The organism is Streptomyces sp. NPDC039462 (assembly GCF_055639375.1).
Window position 1 is genome coordinate 933,526 of sequence record NZ_JBVKAO010000001.1, and the last position, 20,763, is coordinate 954,288.

Genomic DNA, 20,763 nt, shown 5'->3' on the forward strand with positions numbered 1-20,763 from the left:
CATGAACCACGCCCTCGTCCTGCGCTGCGCGGGACGGCCCGTCGGCCGCTACTCCTACCGGCCCGAGCTGGACCCGCACCTGTCCCCGCGCCCCTACCTGCACCCCGTCACCACCCTCGCGGGCACCCCGGTCAGCGAACTGCGCCCCGCCGACCACCCGCACCACCTCGGCGTCGGCGTGGCCGTCCCCGACGTGGCGGGCCGCAACTTCTGGGGCGGCCGCACCTTCGTACGGGACCGGGGCCCCGTCGACCTCGACAACCACGGGATGCAGCGCCACCAGGGATTCAAGCTCCACGACCCCGACGGCTTCGTGGAGGACCTCACCTGGACGGCCGGGGGAGAGGCGCTGCTGAGCGAGCGCCGCACCGTCGCCGCCGTCGAACTGACCGCCACCGCCTGGGCGCTGGACTTCACCTTCTCCCTCACCAACGCCACCGGCGAGGAGCTGTCCCTCGGCAGCCCCGCCACCAACGGCCGCCCCGGCGCCGGATACGGCGGCTTCTTCTGGCGCGCCCCGAAGGAGCCCGCGCCCCCGCGCGTGTTCACCGCGGACACCGACGGCGAGGCGTCGGGCCACGCCGCCCGCACGGACTGGCTCGCCCTCTCCGGCGACGGCTGGACCCTGGTGTTCGCCGGAGCCACCGCGACGACCCGCCACGACCCGTGGTTCGTGCGCGCCGCCGAGTACCCCGGCGTCGGCTCCTCCCTCGCCGCCGACGCCCGGCTCCCGGTCGCGCCGGGCGACACCGTCGTACGCCGCGTGGTGACCGTCGTCGCCGACGGCACCCTGGAGCGCGACGAGGCGGCGGCGCTGGTGCGCAAGGCGGTGACGGCGTGAGCGCGCCAGGACCCGGCCGGGTCACCGGTGACCTCGGCGACGGCACCTACCGCAACCCCGTGCTCGCCGCGGACTGGTCCGACCCCGACGTGCTGCGGGTCGGCGACGACTTCTACCTCACCGCGTCCAGCTTCGGCCGGGTCCCCGGACTGCCGCTGCTGCACTCGCGCGACCTGGTCAACTGGACGCTGATCGGGCACGCCGTCGAGCGCCTGGAACCCGCGGAGGCCTTCGCCGTGCCCCGGCACGACTGCGGGATCTGGGCGCCGGCCCTGCGGCACCACGGCGGGCGGTTCTGGATCTTCTGGGGCGACCCCGACCACGGCGTCTTCCAGGTCAGCGCCCCCGAGATCCGCGGTCCTTGGACTCGCCCGCACCTCCTCAAACCCGGCAAGGGCCTCATCGACGCCTGCCCCCTGTGGGACGAGGAGACCGGCGCCGCCTACCTCGTGCACGCCTGGGCCAAGTCGCGGTCCGGCGTGAAGAACCGCGTCACGGGTCACCTCATGAGCGCCGACGGACGCGAACTCCTCGACGAGGGGCGGGTGCTGATCGACGGCGACCGGATCCCCGGCTGGTTCACCCTCGAAGGGCCCAAGGTCTACCGGCACGACGGGTGGTTCTGGATCCTCGCCCCGGCCGGCGGAGTCGAGACCGGCTGGCAGGGCGCCTTCCGCGCCCGCCGCTTCCACGGCCCCTACGAGGAACGGACCGTCCTCCAGCAGGGCGGCACCGACGTCAACGGGCCCCACCAGGGCGGCTGGGTGCGCACCGCGCGCGGCGAGGACTGGTTCCTGCACTTCCAGCAGCGCGGCGCGTACGGCCGCGTCGTCCACCTCCAGCCGATGCGCTGGGACGCCGAAGGCTGGCCGGTGCTCGGCGCCGACGGCGTCCCCGTCGACGTACACAGAAAGCCCCGGCTCCCGGAGCAGCCCCGGTCCGCGCCCGCCACCGACGACGACTTCCCCGGCGGGCGGCACGGGCGGCAGTGGCAGTGGACCGCCAACCCCCGTGACGGGTGGGCGACTTCGCACTCCGGGGACGGGCTGCAGCTGGCGTGTGTGCGCACCCCGCAAGTGGACGACCCGCGCACCCTGCCGCACGTGCTCACGCAGCGCCTCCCGCTCGCGCCGTGCGTCGCGGAGACCCGGCTGCGCCTCGCCGCATGGGCGCCGGGCGCGCGGGCCGGCTTCGCGGTGCTCGGCGACGCGTACTCCTGGATCGGCCTGGAGCGGGACACCGACGGCACGGTCCGGCTCGTGCACCGGTTCGCCGAGCGGGACGGCCCGGAGCGCGACGCCGAGCGCCCGCGAGCGGCCCCGGACGGCACGGCCCGGCTCCGCGTCGAGGTCACCGAGGGCGCCCGCTGCCGCTTCCACGCCGACACCGGCGACGGATTCCGCCCCTCGGGGCCCGTCTTCGCCGCCACCCCCTGGAACTGGGTCGGAGCCCTGCTCGGCCTGTTCGCGGCGGCGCCCGACGGCACGGGGCCCGCCGGCACGGCCCTGTTCACGCACTTCCGGATCACCCACTGAAGAAGAGAGCCGAAGATGAACACGAGAACGAGCACGACCGCCCTCGCCCTGACCGCCGTCCTCGCCCTGACCGCCACCGCCTGCGGCGACGACGGGAGCGGTGCGGCGGGGGACAGCGGCGGTGAGGGGTCCGGCAAGGGCGAGATCACCTTCTGGGACAACAACACGGCCGTCCGGCACGACATCTGGAAGGAGATCATCAGGGACTTCGAGAAGGCGAACCCCGACATCGACGTCAAGTACGTCGGGGTGCCCGCGGAGAGCGTCCAGTCCAAGTACGACACCGCGATCCAGGGCGGCGGCCTGCCCGACGTCGGCGGCGTCGGCGCCGCCATGCTCGCAGGGATCGCCGCACAGGACGCCCTGGAGCCGCTGGACAAGCGCCTCGACGGCAGCGCGCTGAACGGCAAACTCAACACGGGCATGGTGGACAGCGTGCGCGCGGCCGGCGGCGGCAGCCGGCTGTACACGGTGCCGACCTCCGCCAGCAACGGCGTCCTCTACTACCGCACCGACCTGTTCGAGGCGGCCGGCCTCGACGCGCCCACCACCTGGTCCAAGTTCTACGAGGCGGCGGAGAAACTCACCGACCAGAAGGCCAACCGCTTCGGCTACACCATCCGCGGCGGCGAGGGCTCCATCGCGCAAGCGCTCGACGCGATGTACGGCCAGTCGGGCATCGGCTCCTTCTGGGACGGCGACGAGACCACCGTCAACCACCCCAAGAACGTCGCCGCGTTGAAGAAGTACGCCGCCCTGTACAAGAAGGCCACGCCCTCCGCCGACCTCAACAACGACTTCACCAAGATGAACGCGCAGTGGGACAACGGGCAGATCGGCATGCTCAGCCACAACCTCGGCTCCTACGCCGACCACGTGAAGGCGCTCGGCAAGGACAAGTTCCGCGGCCTGCCCAACCCGACGACCGACGCGGGCGTCCGCGTCCAGGTCTCCAACCCGGTCGACGGCCTCGGCCTCTTCAAGTCGAGCAAGAACAAGAAGGCCGCCTGGAAGTTCATCGAGTTCGCCGCCTCGCACGCCTCCAACAGCAAGTGGAACGAGTCGGCCGGCGCCATTCCCGCCAACACCGAGGCCGCCAAGGACAGTTGGGTCAAGAAGGCGGAGCCCACCAAGCTAGCGGCCGCAGCGCTGAACGACGGCTCCACGAAGATCGTGCAGCTGCCGTACCACCTGCCCGACTGGAACACCATCAGCAAGGCGGAGAACGAGCCCGACTTCCAGAAGGTGCTGCTCGGCAAGATGTCCGCGAAGGACTTCCTCGACAGCCTCGCCGAGCAGCTCAACAAGGCGCAGGCCGAGTGGCAGGAGCAGGACCGGTGACGGCGGCGGGTCCTGGCGTGCGCACCCTGTACGTGGCAGGGGACTCCACCGCCGCCCAGAAGTACGCGTCCGCCGCCCCCGAGACCGGGTGGGGCATGGCCCTGCGCTTCTTCCTGCGCGACTGGCTGCCGGTCGCCAACCACGCGATGAACGGCCGCAGTTCGAAGAGCTTCGTCGACGAGGGCCGCCTCGACGCGATCCTCGACGTGATCACCCCCGGCGACATCCTCCTCGTCCAGTTCGGGCACAACGACCAGAAGAAGGACGACCCGGCCCGCCACACCGAGCCCTGGACGAGCTACCGGGACCACCTGCGGCGGTACGTCGACGGAGCGCGGGCGCGCGGGGCCCGGCCGGTGCTCCTCACCCCGGTGGAGCGTCGGAGATTCGACTCGGCGGGCAACGCCCTGCCCACCCACGGCGACTACCCGGCGGCGATGCGCGCCCTCGCCGGGGAGGCGGACGTCGCGCTCCTCGACATCCAGGAGCTGTCGCGGGCGCTGTGGCGGAAGCTCGGCGCCGAGGAGACGAAGAAGTACTTCAACTGGACGGCGACCGAGCAGGACAACACCCACTTCAACCCGCCCGGCGCGATCGCCGTGGCCCGCCTCGTCGCAGCCGAGCTGCTGCATTGCAGGGTGCTCGCCCCCGGCGACGTGCGCCGCCTCGACGACGAGATCCCCGAGTCCTGGATCACCTGGCCACAAGGAGCCTGACCATGCGTATGTCCTACGCGGTCCTCGCGGGCTGCACAGCGCTCGTCCTCGGCGCCACAGCCACCGCCACAGCCACAGCTACGACTAAGGCCAAGGTCACCGCCGCCACGGCTCAGGCCGCACCGGGGCAGGCGCGCCACGTCCTGCCCCCGCACGACGGCTGGGCGTCCACCGGCGGCGGCACCACCGGCGGCGCGGGAGCCGACGCCGCGCACACCTTCACGGTCACCACCTGGGAGGAGTTCCGCGCGGCGCTGGCCGCGGGCGGCGACGCCCCCCGAGTCATCAGGGTCAAGGGCGTCCTGCGCGCCGACGCCGCGGGCTGCGGGGCGTTCGAGGCCGAGGGGTACGACTTCGCGAAGTACCTCGCCGCCTACGACCCCGCCGTGTGGGGCAGGGACCGGCCGGTCAGCGGCGAACAGGAGGACCTGCGCGCCGCGTCGGCCACCCGGCAGGCCGCGGCCGTCAAGGCGTACATCCCCTCCGACACGACGATCGTCGGCGTCGGCCGGAACGCGGGGATCACCGGCGGCAGCCTCCAGATCAAGGACGCCGACAACGTCGTCGTCCGCAACCTCACCCTGGAGAGCCCGCTGGACTGCTTCCCGCAGTGGGACCCCACGGACGGCGCCACCGGGGCGTGGAACTCCGAGTACGACAGCGCGGTCGTGCACGGCTCGACGCACGTGTGGCTTGACCACAACACGTTCACCGACGGCGCCCACCCCGACAGCACGCTGCCGTCCTACTACGGAGAGCTGTACCAGCGGCACGACGGCGAACTCGACATCGTGCGCGGCGCCGACCTCGTGACCGTCTCCTGGAACGTCTTCGCCGACCACGACAAGACCCTCATGATCGGCAACAGTGACAGCGCGGGCGCCACCGACCGCGGCAGGCTCCGCGTCACCCTGCACCACAACCTCTTCCGGCACGTCATCGAGCGGGCCCCGCGCGTCCGCTTCGGCAAGGTCGACGCCTACAACAACCACTTCGTGGCCCCGGCGAGCGGCTACCAGTACAGCTTCGGCATCGGAGCGGAGCCCCAACTCGTGGCCGAGGCCAACGCGTTCACGCTGCCCGCCGGGGTCGGCGCCGGACGCGTCCTCAAGAAGTGGAAGGAGGCCCCGGTCACCGCGGCCGGCAACCGCGTCAACGGCAGGGCCGTAGACCTGATCGCCGCCCACAACGCGCAGTACCCGACAGAACCCCTGCGGTCCGGCGCGGGCTGGACCCCGACCCTGCGGACCGGCGTGGACGACGCGCGGCACGTGCCGCACGTCGTCGGCCGGCACGCGGGCGCGGGCCGGATCCGCTGACGCCCGGCCCCCGTCAGAGGGGCTGGATCCGGGCGTGCAGCAGGCAGAACTCGTTGCCCTCCGGGTCGGTCAGGACGTGCCAGCTCTCGGCACCGGTCTGACCGACGTCGGCGGGCTTCGCGCCGAGCGCGAGCAGCCGCTCCAGCTCGGCGTCCTGGTCCCGGTCGGTGGCGCTGACGTCGATGTGCAGCGGCAGCTTCCCGGCCCGCGGGGCACTGCTGGGGCTGAGGACGAGGGTGGGCTGCGGTCCGCCGAAGCCGGTGCCGGGCGGTCCGATCTCGATGCTTCCGTCGTCCTCCCGGCCGAGTTCGACGTATCCGAGGACCTCGCTCCAGAACACGGCGAGACGCTCGGGGTCGGCGGCGTCGAGGACGAGTTCACTGATGCGGCATGCCATGCGCGTCAGTGTACGGAGATCACCCGCAACTCCGCACGCAGGCCGAGGCGTTGTACGTGACCGCACAGCGGGCGTCAGCGCTCCGGGACTGGCGCGGGTCTCTCAACCGGTGTGCAGGACGCGGAAGCGCTCCGGTCGGGCCGGGTCGCGGTCGACGACCTGGACCGGCGGACGGTCCCACTGCCAGACGTGGCTGCCCGGCGTGCGGGTGAACCGGATCGTCCCGCGGGTTCCCTCGACCGCGACTCGGGGCCAGGCAGCGGCGGTGCGGGCGCGGTCCACGCCGTGGGAGCGCAGCACGTCCGCGAGGACGGCGACCGTGTCGTAGCCCTCGAAGGCGACGAAGGAGGGCGCTTCGGCCAGCCGCTCACGGAGGGCCGCCGCGACACGCGCGCCGAGCGGTGTGAGGTGCTCGGGCAGGTAGCGCAGGAAGGGGACGGCGGCACCGTCGGTGCCCAGCGCAGTCGCCCATTCGGCGAACTCCGGCTGCCCGGCCGGAGCGCCGATCGTGAGGTCGGTGAGGCGCGGATCACGGCGGACGGCGCGGACGACCGACATCGCCGGTTCCGGGTGGCCGAGGAGAAGGAGGAGGGCGGTCGCCCGCTCGGCGACGAGTGCGTCGCACACGTCGGCGGGGGTGAGCGCGGTCAGGTCCAGTTCGCCGACGGAGCCGCCGCGTGGCGCGAGGCGGTCGCGCAGGACGCGGGTCCCGGCCGCCCAGTAGACGCTCGGCTGGGCCGCCACGGCGATACGGCGGTGGCCCGCGCCGAGGAGGAAGTCCGCGTAGACCTGCCAGCCGCGGGACTGCGGCGGGGGGAGGCGCGCGACCCACTCCGTCGGCCGGTCGGTGAGCGCGTCGAGCACCGCGGACGAGCAGAGGTACGGCAGGCCGATGGCGTCGGCGGCGGTGGCGGCGGCGCGGGCGACGACGCTGTGGTACTCCCCGGCCAGTGCGGCGACGCCCAGACCGGCCAGTTCCGCCACGGCCGCCTCGGCCCGCCGCGGATCGGCCGCGGTGTCCCTGACCACCAGTTCGAGCGGCCTGCCGGTGATCCCGCCGGTGTCGTTGACGTCGCGGACGGCCAGTTCGAGCCCGGCCAGCAGATGCCGGCCCGCCGCGGTCCAGCCGGGCCGGGTCAGCGGCACGAGAGCGCCGATCCGGACGGCCGACGCGTCGGTCCGCCCCCCTCCGGGCGGCGGTGGCGGCGGCGTAGTCATGTGGGGTGTCTCCCGGGTGCCGACGCGATCGCGGTGCGGCCCCGGATCGCGGAGTGAACGTCAGAGGCGCCGAGAGTAACCGAGTCGCACTCGGCCGGACTCGGCGCCCCGTCGTCCACGTCATCCGCGTGCCACCCGCTCCCGCGCCATCTATCGCGAGCGTCGCGCCGCCGTGTCGCCGTAGATCACGCCGCGCCCGTTCGTCGCCACGTAGACCCGGCCGAAGACCTTGGGGTCGCCGGTGATCGCCGCGCCGGTCCAACCCCACTGGTGGCGGTCGTCGTTGACCCGCACCCAGGTCGCGCCCGTGTCCGTGGAGCGGAAGATGCCGCGTACCCCGCCGATCTTCGCGCTGGTGTAGAGGGCCTGGTACGAGGCGCCGGGTGCCGCCTTGCCGAAGCCGATGGTGTCGGCCTCCTGGACCCCCTCGACCTTCTTGAACGTGGCGCCGCCGTCGGTGGAGCGCCACAGGCCGTACGCCGCCCCGGCCTTGCCGCCCGCGAGCCAGATGTCGCCTTTCTTGCCGGGCACGGCCTGGAACTTCACGGGCCCCTCGGCGGGCAGGCCGGCCGAAGCCTTCGCGGTGAAGGTCGCCCCGCCGTCCGAACTCACATAGGAGGTGCCCGACTTGAAGCCGTAGAACGTCTTCGGGTCGGAGCGGTCCGCCTCGACGACGGCTCCCTGCGGGATGCCCTTCGACGCCGTCCACGACGAGCCGAACCCGGCTGTCGTGTGCACGCCCGCCCCGTCCGGGCTCCACACGAAGCGGCTGCCGTCGGCCGCCGCGGCGACCGTGCCGCCGCCCGTGACACCGGCGGGCTCCTGCCCGGCGAACCAGTTGGCGCCGTTGTCCGTGGAGAAGCCGATGCGCGGTGCCGCGTCCGCGTTGCCGACCCGCACCACCGTGTTCGGGTTCGACGCGGCGTAGTCGAGGCTGGTCGTGGTGGAGAGGTTCGGCTGGGTGTACATCAGGGACGGCACCTTGGTCACGTCCGTGTGGCGGAAGCCGCCGATGTCGCCGAGCGCGCTGAACAGCGGCGCGCCGGACGGGGGAGCGGCGAGGTCGTTGACCGCGGTCTCCTCCAGGCCCTTCACCATCGGCCTGATGGTGAACTTGCCGCCGCCGTCGTCCCATTCGGTGAGGTCGTCCGTGCCGTAGACGGTGGCCCCGGTGCCGTACATCATCCGGTCCGAGTCGAACGGGTCGATCTCCAGGGCCTCCGTCATCCAGCCGAGCTTGGGCGTCTGTTCGGGCGGCGTGGGGTGCGCGCCCCAGGAGAGCCACGGCACGGACGAGACGTCCATCGTGTAGCGGTTCTCGCGGTTCGGATACGACGAATAGCTCCACGCCGACGTCCAGTTGGCGCCGCTGTCCGTGGTGCGGAAGATCTGTGTGTCCGGCCACCAGGAGCTGTAGCCGGTGACCATGACCGTGCCCGGGCGCTGCCGGTCGACGGTCAGTCCGCTGTAGCCGTAGGACGTGTCGGCCTCGGCCACCGGGCTGATGTTCTTCCACTCACCGCTCTTCGTCGCGTACCGCCACACCTGGCCCTTCCCTCCGTCGTAAGGGCCGCCCTTGTCGCTGTACGCGAGATAGAGGTATCCGTTCTCGGCGTCGAGGACTCCCTTGTGCGGCAGGTAGCCGGTCGGCTGCCCGCCTACCCGCGTCCAACTGCCGCCGCCGTCCATCGACTTGTATACGGCGTTCTGCTTGTCGGCGACCCCGACGTAGATGGTCTGCGTCCTGCCGCCGCCCTTCCCCGTCGACTCGTCGAAGGTCACCCAGACGACGCCCTGGTTGTCGGAGGCGTAGCCGCTGGTGTCGGCCGGGTTCTCCGCGTAGTTGCCCGGGTTGGGGAAGCTCGTGACCTGCCGCCAGGTGGCGCCCGAGTCCGTGGAGCGCCACAGGCCCTTGCCGCTCGGCGCGCCCAGGTACAGCACCCTGTTGTCGTGCGGGTCGACGGCGAGGCGCTCGCCCATGCCGCGTCCCGGCATGTTGCCGCCCAGCTTGAAGGGCAGGCCGGCCTTGCGCCAGGTCTCGCCCCGGTCCGCGGAGCGCAGCACGGCGCCGTTGCCGGGGTCCCAGTCGTTCGTGTACGTGCCGACGGCCGCGTACACCTTGTCGGGGTCGACGGAGTCGGAGGCGAGGCTCGCGACGCCGGTGTGCCCCCAGTCGTCCCAGCCGACCGAGTCGAGCAGCGGCTTCCAGGACCGGGTGGACTCCTGCCAGCGGTAGGCGCCGCCGATGTCGGTGCGGGCGTAGGCGAGGCCGGGCTCGGAGCGGTTGAAGACGATGCCGGGGACGAAGCCGCCCCCGTCGACGCGCACGTTCTTCCAGTCGTACGGCACGGCGGCGGGGGCGGACGCCGTGGCGGCGGAGGCGTCCGCGTCCGCGGACGTCACGGGCCCGCCGGCGAGGAAGCCGACCAGCAGGCCGAAGAGGGCGGGGAGCGTGCGTGCCCGCCGGGCACGGACACCTGGGGACACGCGGGGGCCGGGGGACATGGGGGGTTCCCTTCACGAGGAGGACGGGGAGGGGCCGGCCGGCGCCCCCGGCGGGGGATTCCGGCCGGCCCGTACACGGAGCGGCAGGGCTAGACGAGGAGCTCCGCGTACGCCCCGAGCGCAAGCGCGATGTCCGCCTGCGCCCAGAACCGGTGGTACGTGAAGGTGGGCACCGCGCCACCCGCCAGATACGCCTCGACCTTCGGCCAGTCGGGGTCCTTCTTGTAGAAGGAGCGGATGGAGAGGAACGTCGACGACGCGTTGATCGGGTCGCCGTTCGGCATCGTGCCGCTCCAGCCGCCCGGCACGTACACGGCGTCCTTGAAGCGGCTGAAGTCGGCCCGCTGCTCCGGCACCGCGATGCCCCGCGCGTCCTGGTGGTGCGCCCACATGCCGTCGAGCAGCGCCTTGGCGGTCCTCTTCGCCGCCGCGTGCCCGGACTTGGCGGCGTAGTAGACGAGCGTGCGCGCATAGGCCCCGGCCACGCCGACGTCATTGGTGCGGTCCACGACCGACACGTGAAGCCCGCTGTTGCGGCCGGGATTTGCGGGGTTCCAGGTGTCGGGCGCGCCGCTCCACCGCAGGGTGGAGGGGAACGAGTACGTGCCGTCGGCGGCGACCCGCGTCTCGGACAGCGCCCAGGTCACCCACTTGTCGAGGACGGCCTTGGCGTCGGCCGCGCCCGTCTGGTGGTAGTACTCGGCGACCCGCTCCATCGACCAGGCCTGGAAGCCGAACCACTGGTTGGACGGCGGGTCGTGGTAGACGGGCTTCTCGTCGTAGTACATGCCGTAGAAGGTGGGCGTGCCCGCGGGCGGCTGCGCGTACCTGCCCTGCCAGCTGTTGGTCGCGCCGCCCGCGATGGCGCCCTCGGCGGACTGCAGCCAGCGGTAGAACTCCAGCTGCCGGGTGAGGCTCTGGCGCCAGTCCGCCCTGCCGGTCGCCGACCTGGGCGCGAGCGCCGCGTACGAGCTCAGGGCGTAGGCGGCCAGGGGGTTCTGGTAGCCGCCGTGGCTGTGGCTGCAGCCGATGCGCCAGGCCCAGCCCGCCGAGGTGTCGAGCGCGCCGCCCCACGCGTAGTACCAGGACAGCAGGTAGTGCGAGCTGTTCTTGCCGCTGCCCGGGGCGCAGCCGGACGGGCTCGTGCAGTCGCCGACCTTCTTGAAGTACTTGTCGAACAGGGCGTACCGGAGGTAGTCGCCCATCTTGGCGGCCTTGGCGACGGTCGCCGCCACCTGGCCGGCCTTGCCCTGCGCGGAGGCCCACTTGTGCGCCCAGTAGGCGGCCTGGACGGCGCGCGCGTCGGCGTCGGGGGCGTTGGTGAACTTCCACTGCTTCGCGTACGAGGAGTCACCGGTGAAGAGGTCCAGGTAGCCGTTCCTGCCGCCGTAGGTGAAGGCGTCGCGGCAGGGCTGCGTGACCGTCTCCCACACGGACTCCTGCGAGCCGCGCTGGAAGGTGTTGATGTACGTCGGCGCGGTGCCGGAGCCGCCCAGGCCGTACGTGTTGTCGACGTCCTGGAGCCAGTGCATGCCGTAGACGTCGTCGGTGCCGTACGCGCTCCTCAGCTCGGCCGCGAGCGGGTCGGTGCCGACGGCGACCGAGGGATCGAGGCGGGCCGGATACTGGGAGGGCTGGTCCCATTCGGGAGCATAGGTGGCCGGTTTCGAGGGATTGTAGAAACTGTTCGTCGGCTGGTCCGCGCGGGTCGGGATCATGAATTTCTCCATGGTTTCCCACGCCGCGTTGAAACGGCTCCAATCGCCCGTGACCTTGCCGTACATGGCCTGCAGCCAGATCAGATAGCTGTATGCCTCGGACGTCGTCTCGTGGCCGTGGTCGGGGGCCTCGACGATGAGTGTCTCGACGGAGTGGTAGGGAATGCCCTCCGGCGAGAAATAGCCGTTCGCCGGGTTGGTGATCTTCGCGTAGAGGTCGAGGAAGCGCTGCTCGTACTCGTTCGCGGCGGCCCGCGCCTCGCCCGCGTGGGCCGTCTGACCTGCGGACGTCAGGGAGGCCGTGGCGGGGACGGTGACGGCGGCGGCGCCGATCGCGAGCAGGCGGCGTCGGCTGAGCGGGGGTCTGGACTCGTCGGGTTCCGGTGATCCGGGGAAGGCGCGCATGCGCTGGTCCCTCCTGTCGGTGCGTCGGGGGGTGAGTTCCAAGAGGTGGGAGCGGGGAACCAGTGGGAGCGCTCCCAAAGTCAACGTGTTACAAGAACATGTCAAGGGAGTGGGCGAGCATTGGGCCGTCGAATTCATTCGACGCCCGGCCTGTCGAATGAATTCGACAAGTAAATCTCCGGAGAATGCGCGAACCCATCTGGCCCCCGCGGCAACTCACTGATAGCTTCCGCGTTCAACAGTGGGAGCGATTCCGTTCAGTTGACCTCGAAATCGGCTGTGCCGACGTCGAGTTGACCTCGAAGGAGTCGCTCATGCGACATCCCTCACGCCTGTCACACCCGTTCCGTCTCTCCGGTCCGTCACGCCTGCTCGTCGCACTGGCCGGCGCCCTGCTCGCCGCCGGGGGCCTCACCGCGCCGTCCGCCCTGTCCACGGCGAGCGCGGCCGAACCCGCCGCGGCCGTACCTGCTGCGACCGAACCCGCCGCGGCCGTACCTGCTGCGACCGCGCCTCCGCCCGTCCTGCGCGCCGAGGGCAACAAGCTCGTCGACGCGCAGGGCGCCACCCGCCGCCTCCTCGGCGTCAACCGCTCCGGTGGCGAGTTCGCCTGCGTCCAGGGCTGGGGCGTCTTCGACGGCCCCGTCGACGACGCCTCCGTCCGGGCCATCGCGGACTGGAAGGCCAACACCGTCCGCATCCCCCTCAACGAAGAGTGCTGGCTCGGCACCGGCAACATCGATCCGCGGTACGGCGGCGCCAACTACCGGGCCGCGGTCGACCAGCTGGTCCAGCGCGTCCAGCGGCACGGCATGACACCGGTCGTCGAACTGCACTGGTCCCACGGCCAGTACACCGGCAACTCGGCCGGCTGCCACGACGTCCACGCCAGCTGTCAGAAGCCGATGCCGAACGCCCGGTACACCCCGGCGTTCTGGACCTCGGTCGCCCGCGCGTACAAGAACGACCCGGAAGTCGTCTTCGACCTCTTCAACGAGCCCTATCCCGACCGCGCGACCCCCACCACCGCCGAGGCCTGGACCTGCTGGCGCGACGGCGGCCACTGCCCCGGCATCGGCTACGAAGTCGCGGGAATGCAGGACCTGTTGGACGCCGTCCGAGCCACGGGCGCCAGGAACCTCGTCCTCACGGCCGGCATCGCGTACGCCAACGACCTGAGCGGCTGGCTGCGGCACGCGCCCCACGACCCGGCCGGCAATCTCGCCGCGGCCTGGCACGTCTACAACTTCAACACCTGTGCCGACGAGGGCTGCTGGGACCGCACCCTCGCCCCTGTCGCCGCGCGCGTCCCGCTCGTCGCGGGCGAGGTCGGCGAGAACACCTGCTCCCACGGGTTCATCGACCGCGTCATGAAGTGGTTCGACGACCGCGGGCTCTCGTACCTCGGCTGGACCTGGAACGCCTGGGACTGCTCATCGGGTCCGGCCCTGATCAGCTCCTACGACGGCACTCCCACCCCGTTCGGCATCGGGCTGCGCGACCATCTGCGCGCCCTCGCCCCCTGACCCGACACCCGATGGGGCACCGCCCCCGACACCCGAGAGGCACCGAACTCATCATGAGCCGCACACACCGCACGTACCGCAGATCACGCACCCTCCTCCTCGCACTCGCCACAACGCTCGCCGTGAGCGGCGGCACCGCCGTCGCGCTCACCGGCGGCACCACCGCCGAGGCCGCCGCAGCCGCACGCGTCGACAACCCGTACGCGGGCGTCAAGGGCTATGTGAACCCCGAGTGGAAGGCGAAGGCCGACGCCGAGCCGGGCGGCAGCCGGATCTCGAACCAGCCCACCGGCGTCTGGCTCGACCGGATCGCCGCGATCGAGGGCGCGGGCGGCAAGATGGGCCTGCGCGCCCACCTCGACACGGCCCTCCGGCAGGGCGCCGGCGTCATCCAGCTGGTCATCTACAACCTGCCGGGCCGGGACTGCTCCGCACTCGCCTCCAACGGCGAGCTCGGCCCCACCGAGATCGACAAGTACAAGACGGCCTACATCGACCCGATCGCGCGGATCCTCGCCGACCCGAAGTACGCGAACCTCCGCATCGTCACGACCGTCGAGATCGACTCCCTGCCCAACCTCGTCACCAACACCGGCGGCCGCCCCACCGCGACCCCCCAGTGCGACGTGATGAAGGCCAACGGCAACTACGTGAAGGGCGTCGGCTACGCCCTGAACAAGCTCGGCGCCGTCCCGAACGTCTACAACTACGTGGACGCGGGCCACCACGGCTGGATCGGCTGGGACGACAACTTCGCCCCCTCCGCGCAGATCTTCCGCGAGGCGGCCACCGCCGAGGGCAGCACGGTCGACAAGGTGCACGGCTTCATCACCAACACCGCCAACTACAGCGCGCTGAAGGAGGAGAACTTCAGGATCGGCGACTCGGTCAACGGCAGGTCGGTCCGCGAGTCCAAGTGGGTCGACTGGAACCGCTACACCGACGAGCTCTCCTTCGCCCAGGCCTTCCGCAACCAGCTGGTGTCCACCGGCTTCCGGTCCGACATCGGCATGCTGATCGACACCTCCCGCAACGGCTGGGGCGGGGCGGCACGGCCCACCCAGCCGGGCCCGACCACCGACGTGGACTCCTACGTCAACGGCGGCCGGTACGACCGCCGCATCCACATCGGCAACTGGTGCAACCAGTCGGGCGCGGGCCTCGGCGAGCGCCCGAGGACCGCACCCGCGGCCGGCATCGACGCCTACGTGTGGATGAAGCCGCCGGGCGAGTCCGACGGATCCAGCAAGGAGATCCCGAACGACGAGGGCAAGGGCTTCGACCGGATGTGCGACCCCACGTACGACGGGAACGCACGCAACGGCTACAACAAGTCCGGTGCGCTGCCCGACGCGCCGGTCTCCGGGCACTGGTTCTCGGCACAGTTCCAGGAGCTCATGAGGAACGCCCACCCGAAGCTGTAGGGAGCGGCCGGCACAGGTGAACCACCGAGGGGTGGGTCGGACTCCCTCCGGCCCACCCTGTCGAAGCGCTTCGACAGGCCTCTGGACAGGTCATGCCCGCCCCCATAGGGTCGGTGGGCGATCCGCATCGAAGCGGTTCACCGCCCAGGCCGCTCAAGCAGCTCAGGCAGCTCAGTGGGAGGAGCGCTCCATGGTCACCCTAGCCGAGGTAGCCAAGCACGCCGGGGTCTCGGCCAGCACGGTCAGCTATGTGCTCAGCGGCAAGCGTTCGATCTCCCGGGGCACCCGCGAGCGCGTGGAGCGCAGCATCGAGCAGCTCGGCTACCACCCGAACGCGGGCGCCCGCGCCCTGGCCAGCGCCAAGTCGAACGTCATCGCGCTGATGATGCCGCTGCGCACCGACATGTACGTGCCGGTGATGATGGAGATCGCCCTCGCGGTCACCACGACGGCCCGGACCTACGGCTACGACGTCCTGCTCCTCACCGGCGCGGAGGGCCCGGCCGCCGTCCGCCGCGTCACCGGCAGCGGCATCGCCGACGCCATGATCCTCATGGACGTCGAACTCGACGACGAGCGCCTGCCGTTGCTGCGCGCCAGCGACCGGCCCGCCGTCCTCATCGGCCTGCCCGCCGACCCCGAGGGGCTGACCTGTGTGGACCTCGACTTCGCGGCGACGGGCGCGCTCTGCGTCGAGCACCTGGCCGGGCTCGGCCACCGCGACATCGCCGTCATCGGCGAGGCGCCCGCTGTGTACGAACGCCACACCGGCTTCGCCGAGCGCACCCTCGACGGACTCCGCGCCCGCGCCCGCGAGCTGGACGTGCGGCTCCTGCACCGCCCCAGCGACGGCGGCTACGACGCGATGGCGACGACGCTCTCCCGCGTCTTCGACGAACGCCCCGGCACCACGGGCTTCGTCGTCCAGAACGAATCGGCCGTGGAACCCCTGCTCGCCCTGCTGCGCCAGCAGGGCCGCGCGGTCCCCGAGGACGTCTCGGTGGTGGCGATCTGCCCCGACCAGGTCGCGGTCGGGGCATCCGTCCGGCTCACCTCGGTCTCCATCCCCGCCCAGGAGATGGGCCGCAGAGCGGTGGACCGGACCATCGCCAAACTGGAGGCCCGCGGCACGGACGGCGTGGAACTCCTCGCCCCCGCACTCACGGTACGGGCGAGCACGGGCCCCGTCGCTCACTTCGTGCCGAGGTAGTAACTCACCTGCGGCGGCTGGTTGTATCCGGTGTTCTGCCAGGCGATGCCGAGGCGGTACACCGGGTCGTGCATCAGGGTCGGGAGGCGGTGGTCGGTGGGGTGGGGGGTGGTGTAGAGGCGTAGCTTCGTCGAGTCCGCGGTGCGCCAGATCATTTCCTCGCGCCAGTCGCCGAGCAGGTCGGCGGCCAGGACCGGGTTGCCCTTGGTCCAGTTGTTGGAGCGGGCCTCTGTGTCGGACCAGATGCGGGTGAGTTCGCTGTCGCCGTCGTATTTGAGAATCTGGCCGTAGCCGGTTCCGGCGGTGCCCGACCAGCGGTGGTCGAGGAGTTCACGGTGGGCGTCGCCGTCCCACCAGATCGCCGCGTTGTACGAGGCTGCGCCGCCGAAGGACGGCACGGTGTCGCTGATCTTCGTGCCGTTGGCGGCGTACAGGCCGCCGCCGCTCGACCAGCACTCCGCGCCCGCGTGCGCGCGTGTGAGGTCGGCGCAGAGGCCGCGGCCCACGTCGGTGCCGGTCCTGGCGCCCCACAGGATGCGGCCGGTCCGCGCGTCGTGCATCTCGTAGCCGTAGGCCGCGTCCTTGTGTTCGTGCACGTTGAAAGATTCGAGGCCGGGACGGGCCGGGTCGAGGTCGCCGACGTGCAGGGCGTCGCCGTGGCCGAGCTTCGTGGTCCACAGTCCGCTGCCGTTGTCGTCCACGGCCATCGCGCCGTAGATGATCTCGTCCTTTCCGTCGCCGTCCACGTCGGCGACCGCGAGGTTGTGGTTGCCCTGCTTGTCGTAGCCCTTGCCGAGGTTGGTGGAGCTGTTGCTGTCGAACTTCCAGCGGCGGGTCAGCTCGGTGCCGTTCCAGTCGTACGCGGCGAGCGCGACGCGTTCGTAGATGCCCCGGCTGAAGATCATGCTGGGCCGGGAGCCGCTGACGTACGCGGTCGCGGAGAGCAGTCTGCCCTCCCGGTTGCCCCAGGTGTCGCCCCAGTCGGAGACCCTGCCGCGGGCCGGCTCGAAGGGCACGGAGTCCAGCACCCTGCCGGTCCGCCCGTCGAAGACGGACAGGAACTCCGGGCCGGACAGCACGCCGCAGTTGTCGGCCAGGTGCGAGGCGTTCGCGTCGCCGATGACCGTGCCCGCGGAGTCCTTCGAGCCGTCGGAGGTCCGCACGGCCATCTCGGCCCTGCCGTCGCCGTCGTAGTCGTACACCTGGAAGGAGTCGTAGTGCGAACCGCTGCGCACGTTCGTGCCGAGGTTCACGCGCCACAGCCGCCTGCCGGTCAGCTCGTACGCGTCGTAGACCGTCGGGCCCGTGCACGTACCGGAGTTGGCGGAGTCCGTGGCGTTCGACGGCGCCCACTTGAGGACCAGTTCGTACTGTCCGTCGCCGTCCAGGTCGGCGGCCGACGCGTCGTTGGCGGAGTAGGTGTAGGCGACGCCGTCGCGGGTGGTGCCGCCCGGGGGCTTGTCGAGCGGGATGTCGTGGCGGCCCGCGGCCCACACCGACGCCTTCTCGCCGGGCCGCTCGGTACCGTCGACGACGGCTCGGATCTCGTACGTGGACGAGGCGCCGCCGCCGCTGTCCAGGAAGTTGGTCTTCGTCGTCTCCTCGATCAGGGTGCCGCCCCGGTAGAGCCGGAAGGAGATGCCCGCGGGGTCGTCGCCGGTCAGCCGCCAGGTGACCAGGATTCCGCCGCTCGCGGGCACGGCCACCAGGCCGCGGTCGAGCCGCTCGGCCACACGGCTCGCGGCACGCGCGTCGGCTTCACCACTGGACGGGGTGGCGGGTGGGGTGGTGGCCGCACCGCCCGTCAGGAGCGCGGCCAGCGCCGCCGCAATGATTAGCCTGGGCATGACAATCAGCTGCCCGAGACGGTCAGCGAGTTCGTCCGGAAGTCCAGGCCGCCGGCCGAACCGCTGATCTCGTAGCCGAACTGCACGTCACCGATGGTCTCGTTGCCCATCCAGCCCTTGGTGTCCTTGATCCACCTGAGGATCGGGAGGATGTCGACGGTGCCGGCCGACGAGTCGGAGGTGCGCAGGAACGAGAAGACCTCGTTGTGGCCGTTGCTGCCCTTGTAGACGTTCCAGGTGTGGCCGCCGCGCGCGACGGTGCCCTGCGGGGTGCCGAGCGGCCCGACGTCGCCGTGGTGGTTGACCCACAGCATTATCTCGTAGTCGTAGTCGGTGTCCCAGATGTCGTACGAGGAGTTGTAGTGGCCCGCCGACGGGACCGTGACGTTGTAGGAGCTCTTCAGCGACGACAGCGAGTCGACCGGCTTGCCGATCACCTTCTTGGAGTTGGGGTAGGACTTGATGCCGCTGGTGTTCGGGTGGTCGGCGCGCACGCTCCACTTGGTGCCGGAGTCGGCGGAGAGGCACTGGCTGCCCGCGCCCGAGCCCCAGATGTTGTTGTAGAGGGTGTAGCCGTTCAGGGTGGTGTTGCCCCACTGCTCGCAGCTGCTCCACACGGCTGCCTGAGCGGGCGCGGAGGTGAGCCCGACGGCCACGCCCGCGGCCAGGGCGGGCGCGAGGAGCAGACGGAGCACGGTGGTGCGGCGGGTCTGTCGTCCCATGGTGTTCTCTCCAGGGTGGGGGGATGGCTCCGCGGGCTCAGGACGAGCCCGCGGGTCGTGCGTCCTCGCGCAGTACGGCCACGCCGTGGCGGCCGAGAGTGACCGTGCCGTCGACCGGCTCGCCGGTCAGCAGGTCGCGGTGGCGGCCCGGCACGGTCACGGTCACCTCGGTGCGGCCGTGGTGCAGGAGGAAGAGCAGGTCACCGCGGCGTACGGCCTCGACTCCGTGGGGGAGGCCGGGGAGCGGAGGCCGTACGCCCGCTTCGGTGGCGGCGCGGACCAGCAGGCCGCGCAGCGCATCGGGGGCGGGGAGCGTGGACACGTACCAGGCGCGGCCGTGGCGCAGCACCGCGGGCAGTCCGTCGAGCTCGCCGCCCCGGTGGGCGGCGACGGTCTCGGCCGCGTCGTCGGCCGTCAGCTCCTCGGACCACAGGGTGCCGGTGAACTCCCCGCAGTCCACGCTCTCGCCGGCGTCCAGCGGCCACCACTCGTGGAGGGTGCGGACGCCCAGCAGGGCGCGCAGCCGCGCGTCCATTCCGCCGGGCCGCACCCGGTCGTCCGCGTCGGCCACGCCCGTGAAGAAGCCGCAGACGAGCGTGCCTCCCTCGCGGACGTAGGTGACGAGGCCGTCGAGCGCGGTGTCGGTGAGGAGGTAGAGGTGCGGCACGACGACCAGGCGGTACGCCGACAGGTCGTGTTCCGGGTGGGCGAAGTCGGCCGGGAGGTTCGCCTCCCACAGGGCGCGGTGCCAGGCGCGGAGGAGTTCCGCGTGGTCGAGCAGGGTGGAGGGGCGGCCGTCCTGCTGGCCGGCCCACCACGCGTCCCAGTCGTGCAGGACCGCCACCTCGGCGGTCGTCCGGGTGCCCGCCACCTCCGGTCCGAGCGCGCGCAGTTCGGCGCCGATCCGGCAGACCTCCCGGAAGGTGCGGCCCTCCTCGCCCGCGTGGCTCAGCATGCCCGAGTGGAACTTCTCCGCGCCCTGCCGGGACTGCCGCCACTGGAAGTAGCAGACGGCGTCGGCGCCGCGCGCCACGGCCTGCCAGGTCCAGAGCCGGTTGAGCCCGGCGGGCTTGGGATGGTTCACGCCGCGCCAGTTGACGGGGCCCGCGGCCTGCTCCATCAGCATCCAGGGCCCGCCGCCCGCCTGCGAGCGCGTCAGGTCCTGGACCAGCGCCCCGTACTGGCCGCCGAGCGGGTCCCTCGGGTCGGGGTAGAGGTCCACGGACACCACGTCCTCCTCCGCCGCCCACTTCCAGCCGTCCTGGCCCTGCCACAGCGGCATGAAGTTGGTGGTGACCGGCAGGTGCGGGGTGTGCGCGCGGACGATGTCGCGCTCGGCGGCGTAGCACTCCAGCAGGGCGTCGGAGGTGAAGCGCTTGAAGTCGAGGACCTGTGTCGGGTTCTTCATGTAGTGGGCGCGGCGGGGCGGCAGGATCTCCTCCCAGGCGTCGTAGCTCTGCCCCCAGAACGCCGACCCCCAGGCGGTGTTGAGCGCAGTCAGCGTGCCGTACCGCTCCCGGAGCCAGCGGCGGAAGGCGGTCGCGGTCTCGTCGCCCCAGTCGTAGGTGCAGTATTCGTTGTTGATGTGCCACATGGTGAGCGCGGGGTGGTGCGCGTACCGGGCGGCGAGGTCCTCGGTGATGGCGGCCGCATAGCGTCGGTAGGCGGCGCTGGAGTGCGCGAAGTGCTGGCGTGAACCCCACCACTCGACGTTGCCGTCCTCGTCGCGCGGCAGCGTCTCGGGGTGCAGCCGGCCGAGCCAGGGCGGGGGAGCGGAGGTCGGCGTGGCGAGGACGACACCGATGCCGTGCTCGTGCATGAGGTCCATCAGCCGGTCGAGCCAGCCGAACTCCCGGGCACCGGGGCGCGGTTCGAGCTTCGCCCAGGAGAAGACGCCGAGGGTGACGGTGGTGACTCCGGCCTCCTTCATCAGCCGGACGTCGTCGTGCCAGACCTCCTCGGGCCACTGCTCGGGGTTGTAGTCGCCGCCGAAGAGGATCCGGCCGCGGGTGACGTCCTGGAGGGAAGGCATCGGTGTG

Annotated in this window: 14 protein-coding genes and 1 pseudogene; 8 read left to right on the plus strand and 7 right to left on the minus strand. The window is 71.7% G+C overall.

Annotated elements, in window-relative coordinates:
- The first annotated feature begins 1 nt into the window (after nt 1).
- The 5 genes from ACZ7LU_RS03945 to ACZ7LU_RS03965 are packed head-to-tail and all read left to right on the plus strand — an operon-like array spanning nt 2 to nt 5,752.
- Nucleotides 2-841 (plus strand): DUF6807 domain-containing protein, encoded by an 840-nt coding sequence (locus ACZ7LU_RS03945; protein WP_471915590.1) that lies wholly within the window; start codon nt 2-4, stop codon nt 839-841.
- Complete coding sequence (locus tag ACZ7LU_RS03950; protein WP_471915591.1) at nt 838-2,376, plus strand: glycoside hydrolase family 43 protein; 1,539 nt, start codon at nt 838-840, stop codon at nt 2,374-2,376. Before ACZ7LU_RS03945 ends, ACZ7LU_RS03950 begins: the two co-directional genes overlap by 4 nt.
- A gap of 15 nt (nt 2,377-2,391) precedes the next feature.
- Entirely contained in the window at nt 2,392-3,717 is a 1,326-nt protein-coding gene (locus tag ACZ7LU_RS03955) for an ABC transporter substrate-binding protein (RefSeq protein ID WP_471915592.1), read from the plus strand.
- Nucleotides 3,696-4,433 (plus strand): rhamnogalacturonan acetylesterase, encoded by a 738-nt coding sequence (locus tag ACZ7LU_RS03960; protein ID WP_471915593.1) that lies wholly within the window; start codon nt 3,696-3,698, stop codon nt 4,431-4,433. The genes ACZ7LU_RS03955 and ACZ7LU_RS03960 overlap by 22 nt, the downstream gene beginning before the upstream one ends.
- A 2-nt stretch (nt 4,434-4,435) precedes the next feature.
- The gene (locus ACZ7LU_RS03965; protein WP_471915594.1) at nt 4,436-5,752 is read left to right on the plus strand and encodes a pectate lyase family protein; all 1,317 of its coding nucleotides are present in this window, start codon (nt 4,436-4,438) and stop codon (nt 5,750-5,752) included.
- Between the two features lie 13 nt (nt 5,753-5,765).
- On the opposite strand, the gene ACZ7LU_RS03970 is transcribed toward ACZ7LU_RS03965, so the two are convergent.
- The 4 genes and pseudogenes from ACZ7LU_RS03970 to ACZ7LU_RS03985 all read right to left on the minus strand — a co-directional run.
- Nucleotides 5,766-6,149 carry a VOC family protein gene (locus ACZ7LU_RS03970; RefSeq protein WP_468086459.1) on the minus strand — a complete coding sequence of 128 codons (384 nt, stop codon included), beginning with the start codon at nt 6,147-6,149 and terminating at the stop codon, nt 5,766-5,768.
- Nucleotides 6,150-6,251: 102 nt separating this feature from the next.
- On the minus strand, nt 6,252-7,367 hold the full coding sequence (locus ACZ7LU_RS03975; RefSeq protein ID WP_471915595.1) for an ABC transporter substrate-binding protein: 1,116 nt from the start codon (nt 7,365-7,367) through the stop codon (nt 6,252-6,254).
- A gap of 150 nt (nt 7,368-7,517) precedes the next feature.
- A complete protein-coding gene (locus ACZ7LU_RS03980) occupies nt 7,518-9,872 on the minus strand; it encodes a WD40/YVTN/BNR-like repeat-containing protein (RefSeq protein ID WP_471915596.1) in 2,355 nt (784 codons plus the stop codon).
- Between the two features lie 89 nt (nt 9,873-9,961).
- Nucleotides 9,962-11,917: pseudogene (locus tag ACZ7LU_RS03985) on the minus strand (glycoside hydrolase family 48 protein); the annotation flags it as partial.
- A gap of 392 nt (nt 11,918-12,309) precedes the next feature.
- On the opposite strand from ACZ7LU_RS03985, the gene ACZ7LU_RS03990 reads away from it, so the two are divergent.
- The 3 genes from ACZ7LU_RS03990 (at nt 12,310) to ACZ7LU_RS04000 (ending at nt 16,155) form a co-directional block, all read left to right on the plus strand.
- Complete coding sequence (locus ACZ7LU_RS03990; RefSeq protein WP_471915597.1) at nt 12,310-13,521, plus strand: glycoside hydrolase family 5 protein; 1,212 nt, start codon at nt 12,310-12,312, stop codon at nt 13,519-13,521.
- Between the two features lie 53 nt (nt 13,522-13,574).
- The gene (locus ACZ7LU_RS03995; protein ID WP_471915598.1) at nt 13,575-14,945 is read left to right on the plus strand and encodes a glycoside hydrolase family 6 protein; all 1,371 of its coding nucleotides are present in this window, start codon (nt 13,575-13,577) and stop codon (nt 14,943-14,945) included.
- Nucleotides 14,946-15,135: 190 nt separating this feature from the next.
- Nucleotides 15,136-16,155: a LacI family DNA-binding transcriptional regulator gene (locus ACZ7LU_RS04000; protein ID WP_398299778.1), complete on the plus strand. Its 1,020-nt coding sequence runs from the start codon at nt 15,136-15,138 to the stop codon at nt 16,153-16,155.
- Here the strand turns inward: ACZ7LU_RS04000 and ACZ7LU_RS04005 are convergent.
- From ACZ7LU_RS04005 to ACZ7LU_RS04015, 3 genes are read right to left on the minus strand one after another with little or no spacing between them, the layout of a single operon-like run.
- Entirely contained in the window at nt 16,137-18,002 is a 1,866-nt protein-coding gene (locus ACZ7LU_RS04005; RefSeq protein ID WP_471915599.1) for a rhamnogalacturonan lyase, read from the minus strand. The two genes, ACZ7LU_RS04000 and ACZ7LU_RS04005, sit on opposite strands and share 19 nt — an antisense overlap.
- 5 nt (nt 18,003-18,007) lie before the next feature.
- Nucleotides 18,008-18,724, minus strand: a complete 717-nt coding sequence (locus tag ACZ7LU_RS04010; RefSeq protein WP_471915600.1) for a glycoside hydrolase family 12 protein — start codon at nt 18,722-18,724, stop codon at nt 18,008-18,010.
- Nucleotides 18,725-18,761: 37 nt separating this feature from the next.
- The gene (locus tag ACZ7LU_RS04015) at nt 18,762-20,756 is read right to left on the minus strand and encodes a beta-galactosidase (RefSeq protein ID WP_471915601.1); all 1,995 of its coding nucleotides are present in this window, start codon (nt 20,754-20,756) and stop codon (nt 18,762-18,764) included.
- Nucleotides 20,757-20,763 lie beyond the last annotated feature (7 nt).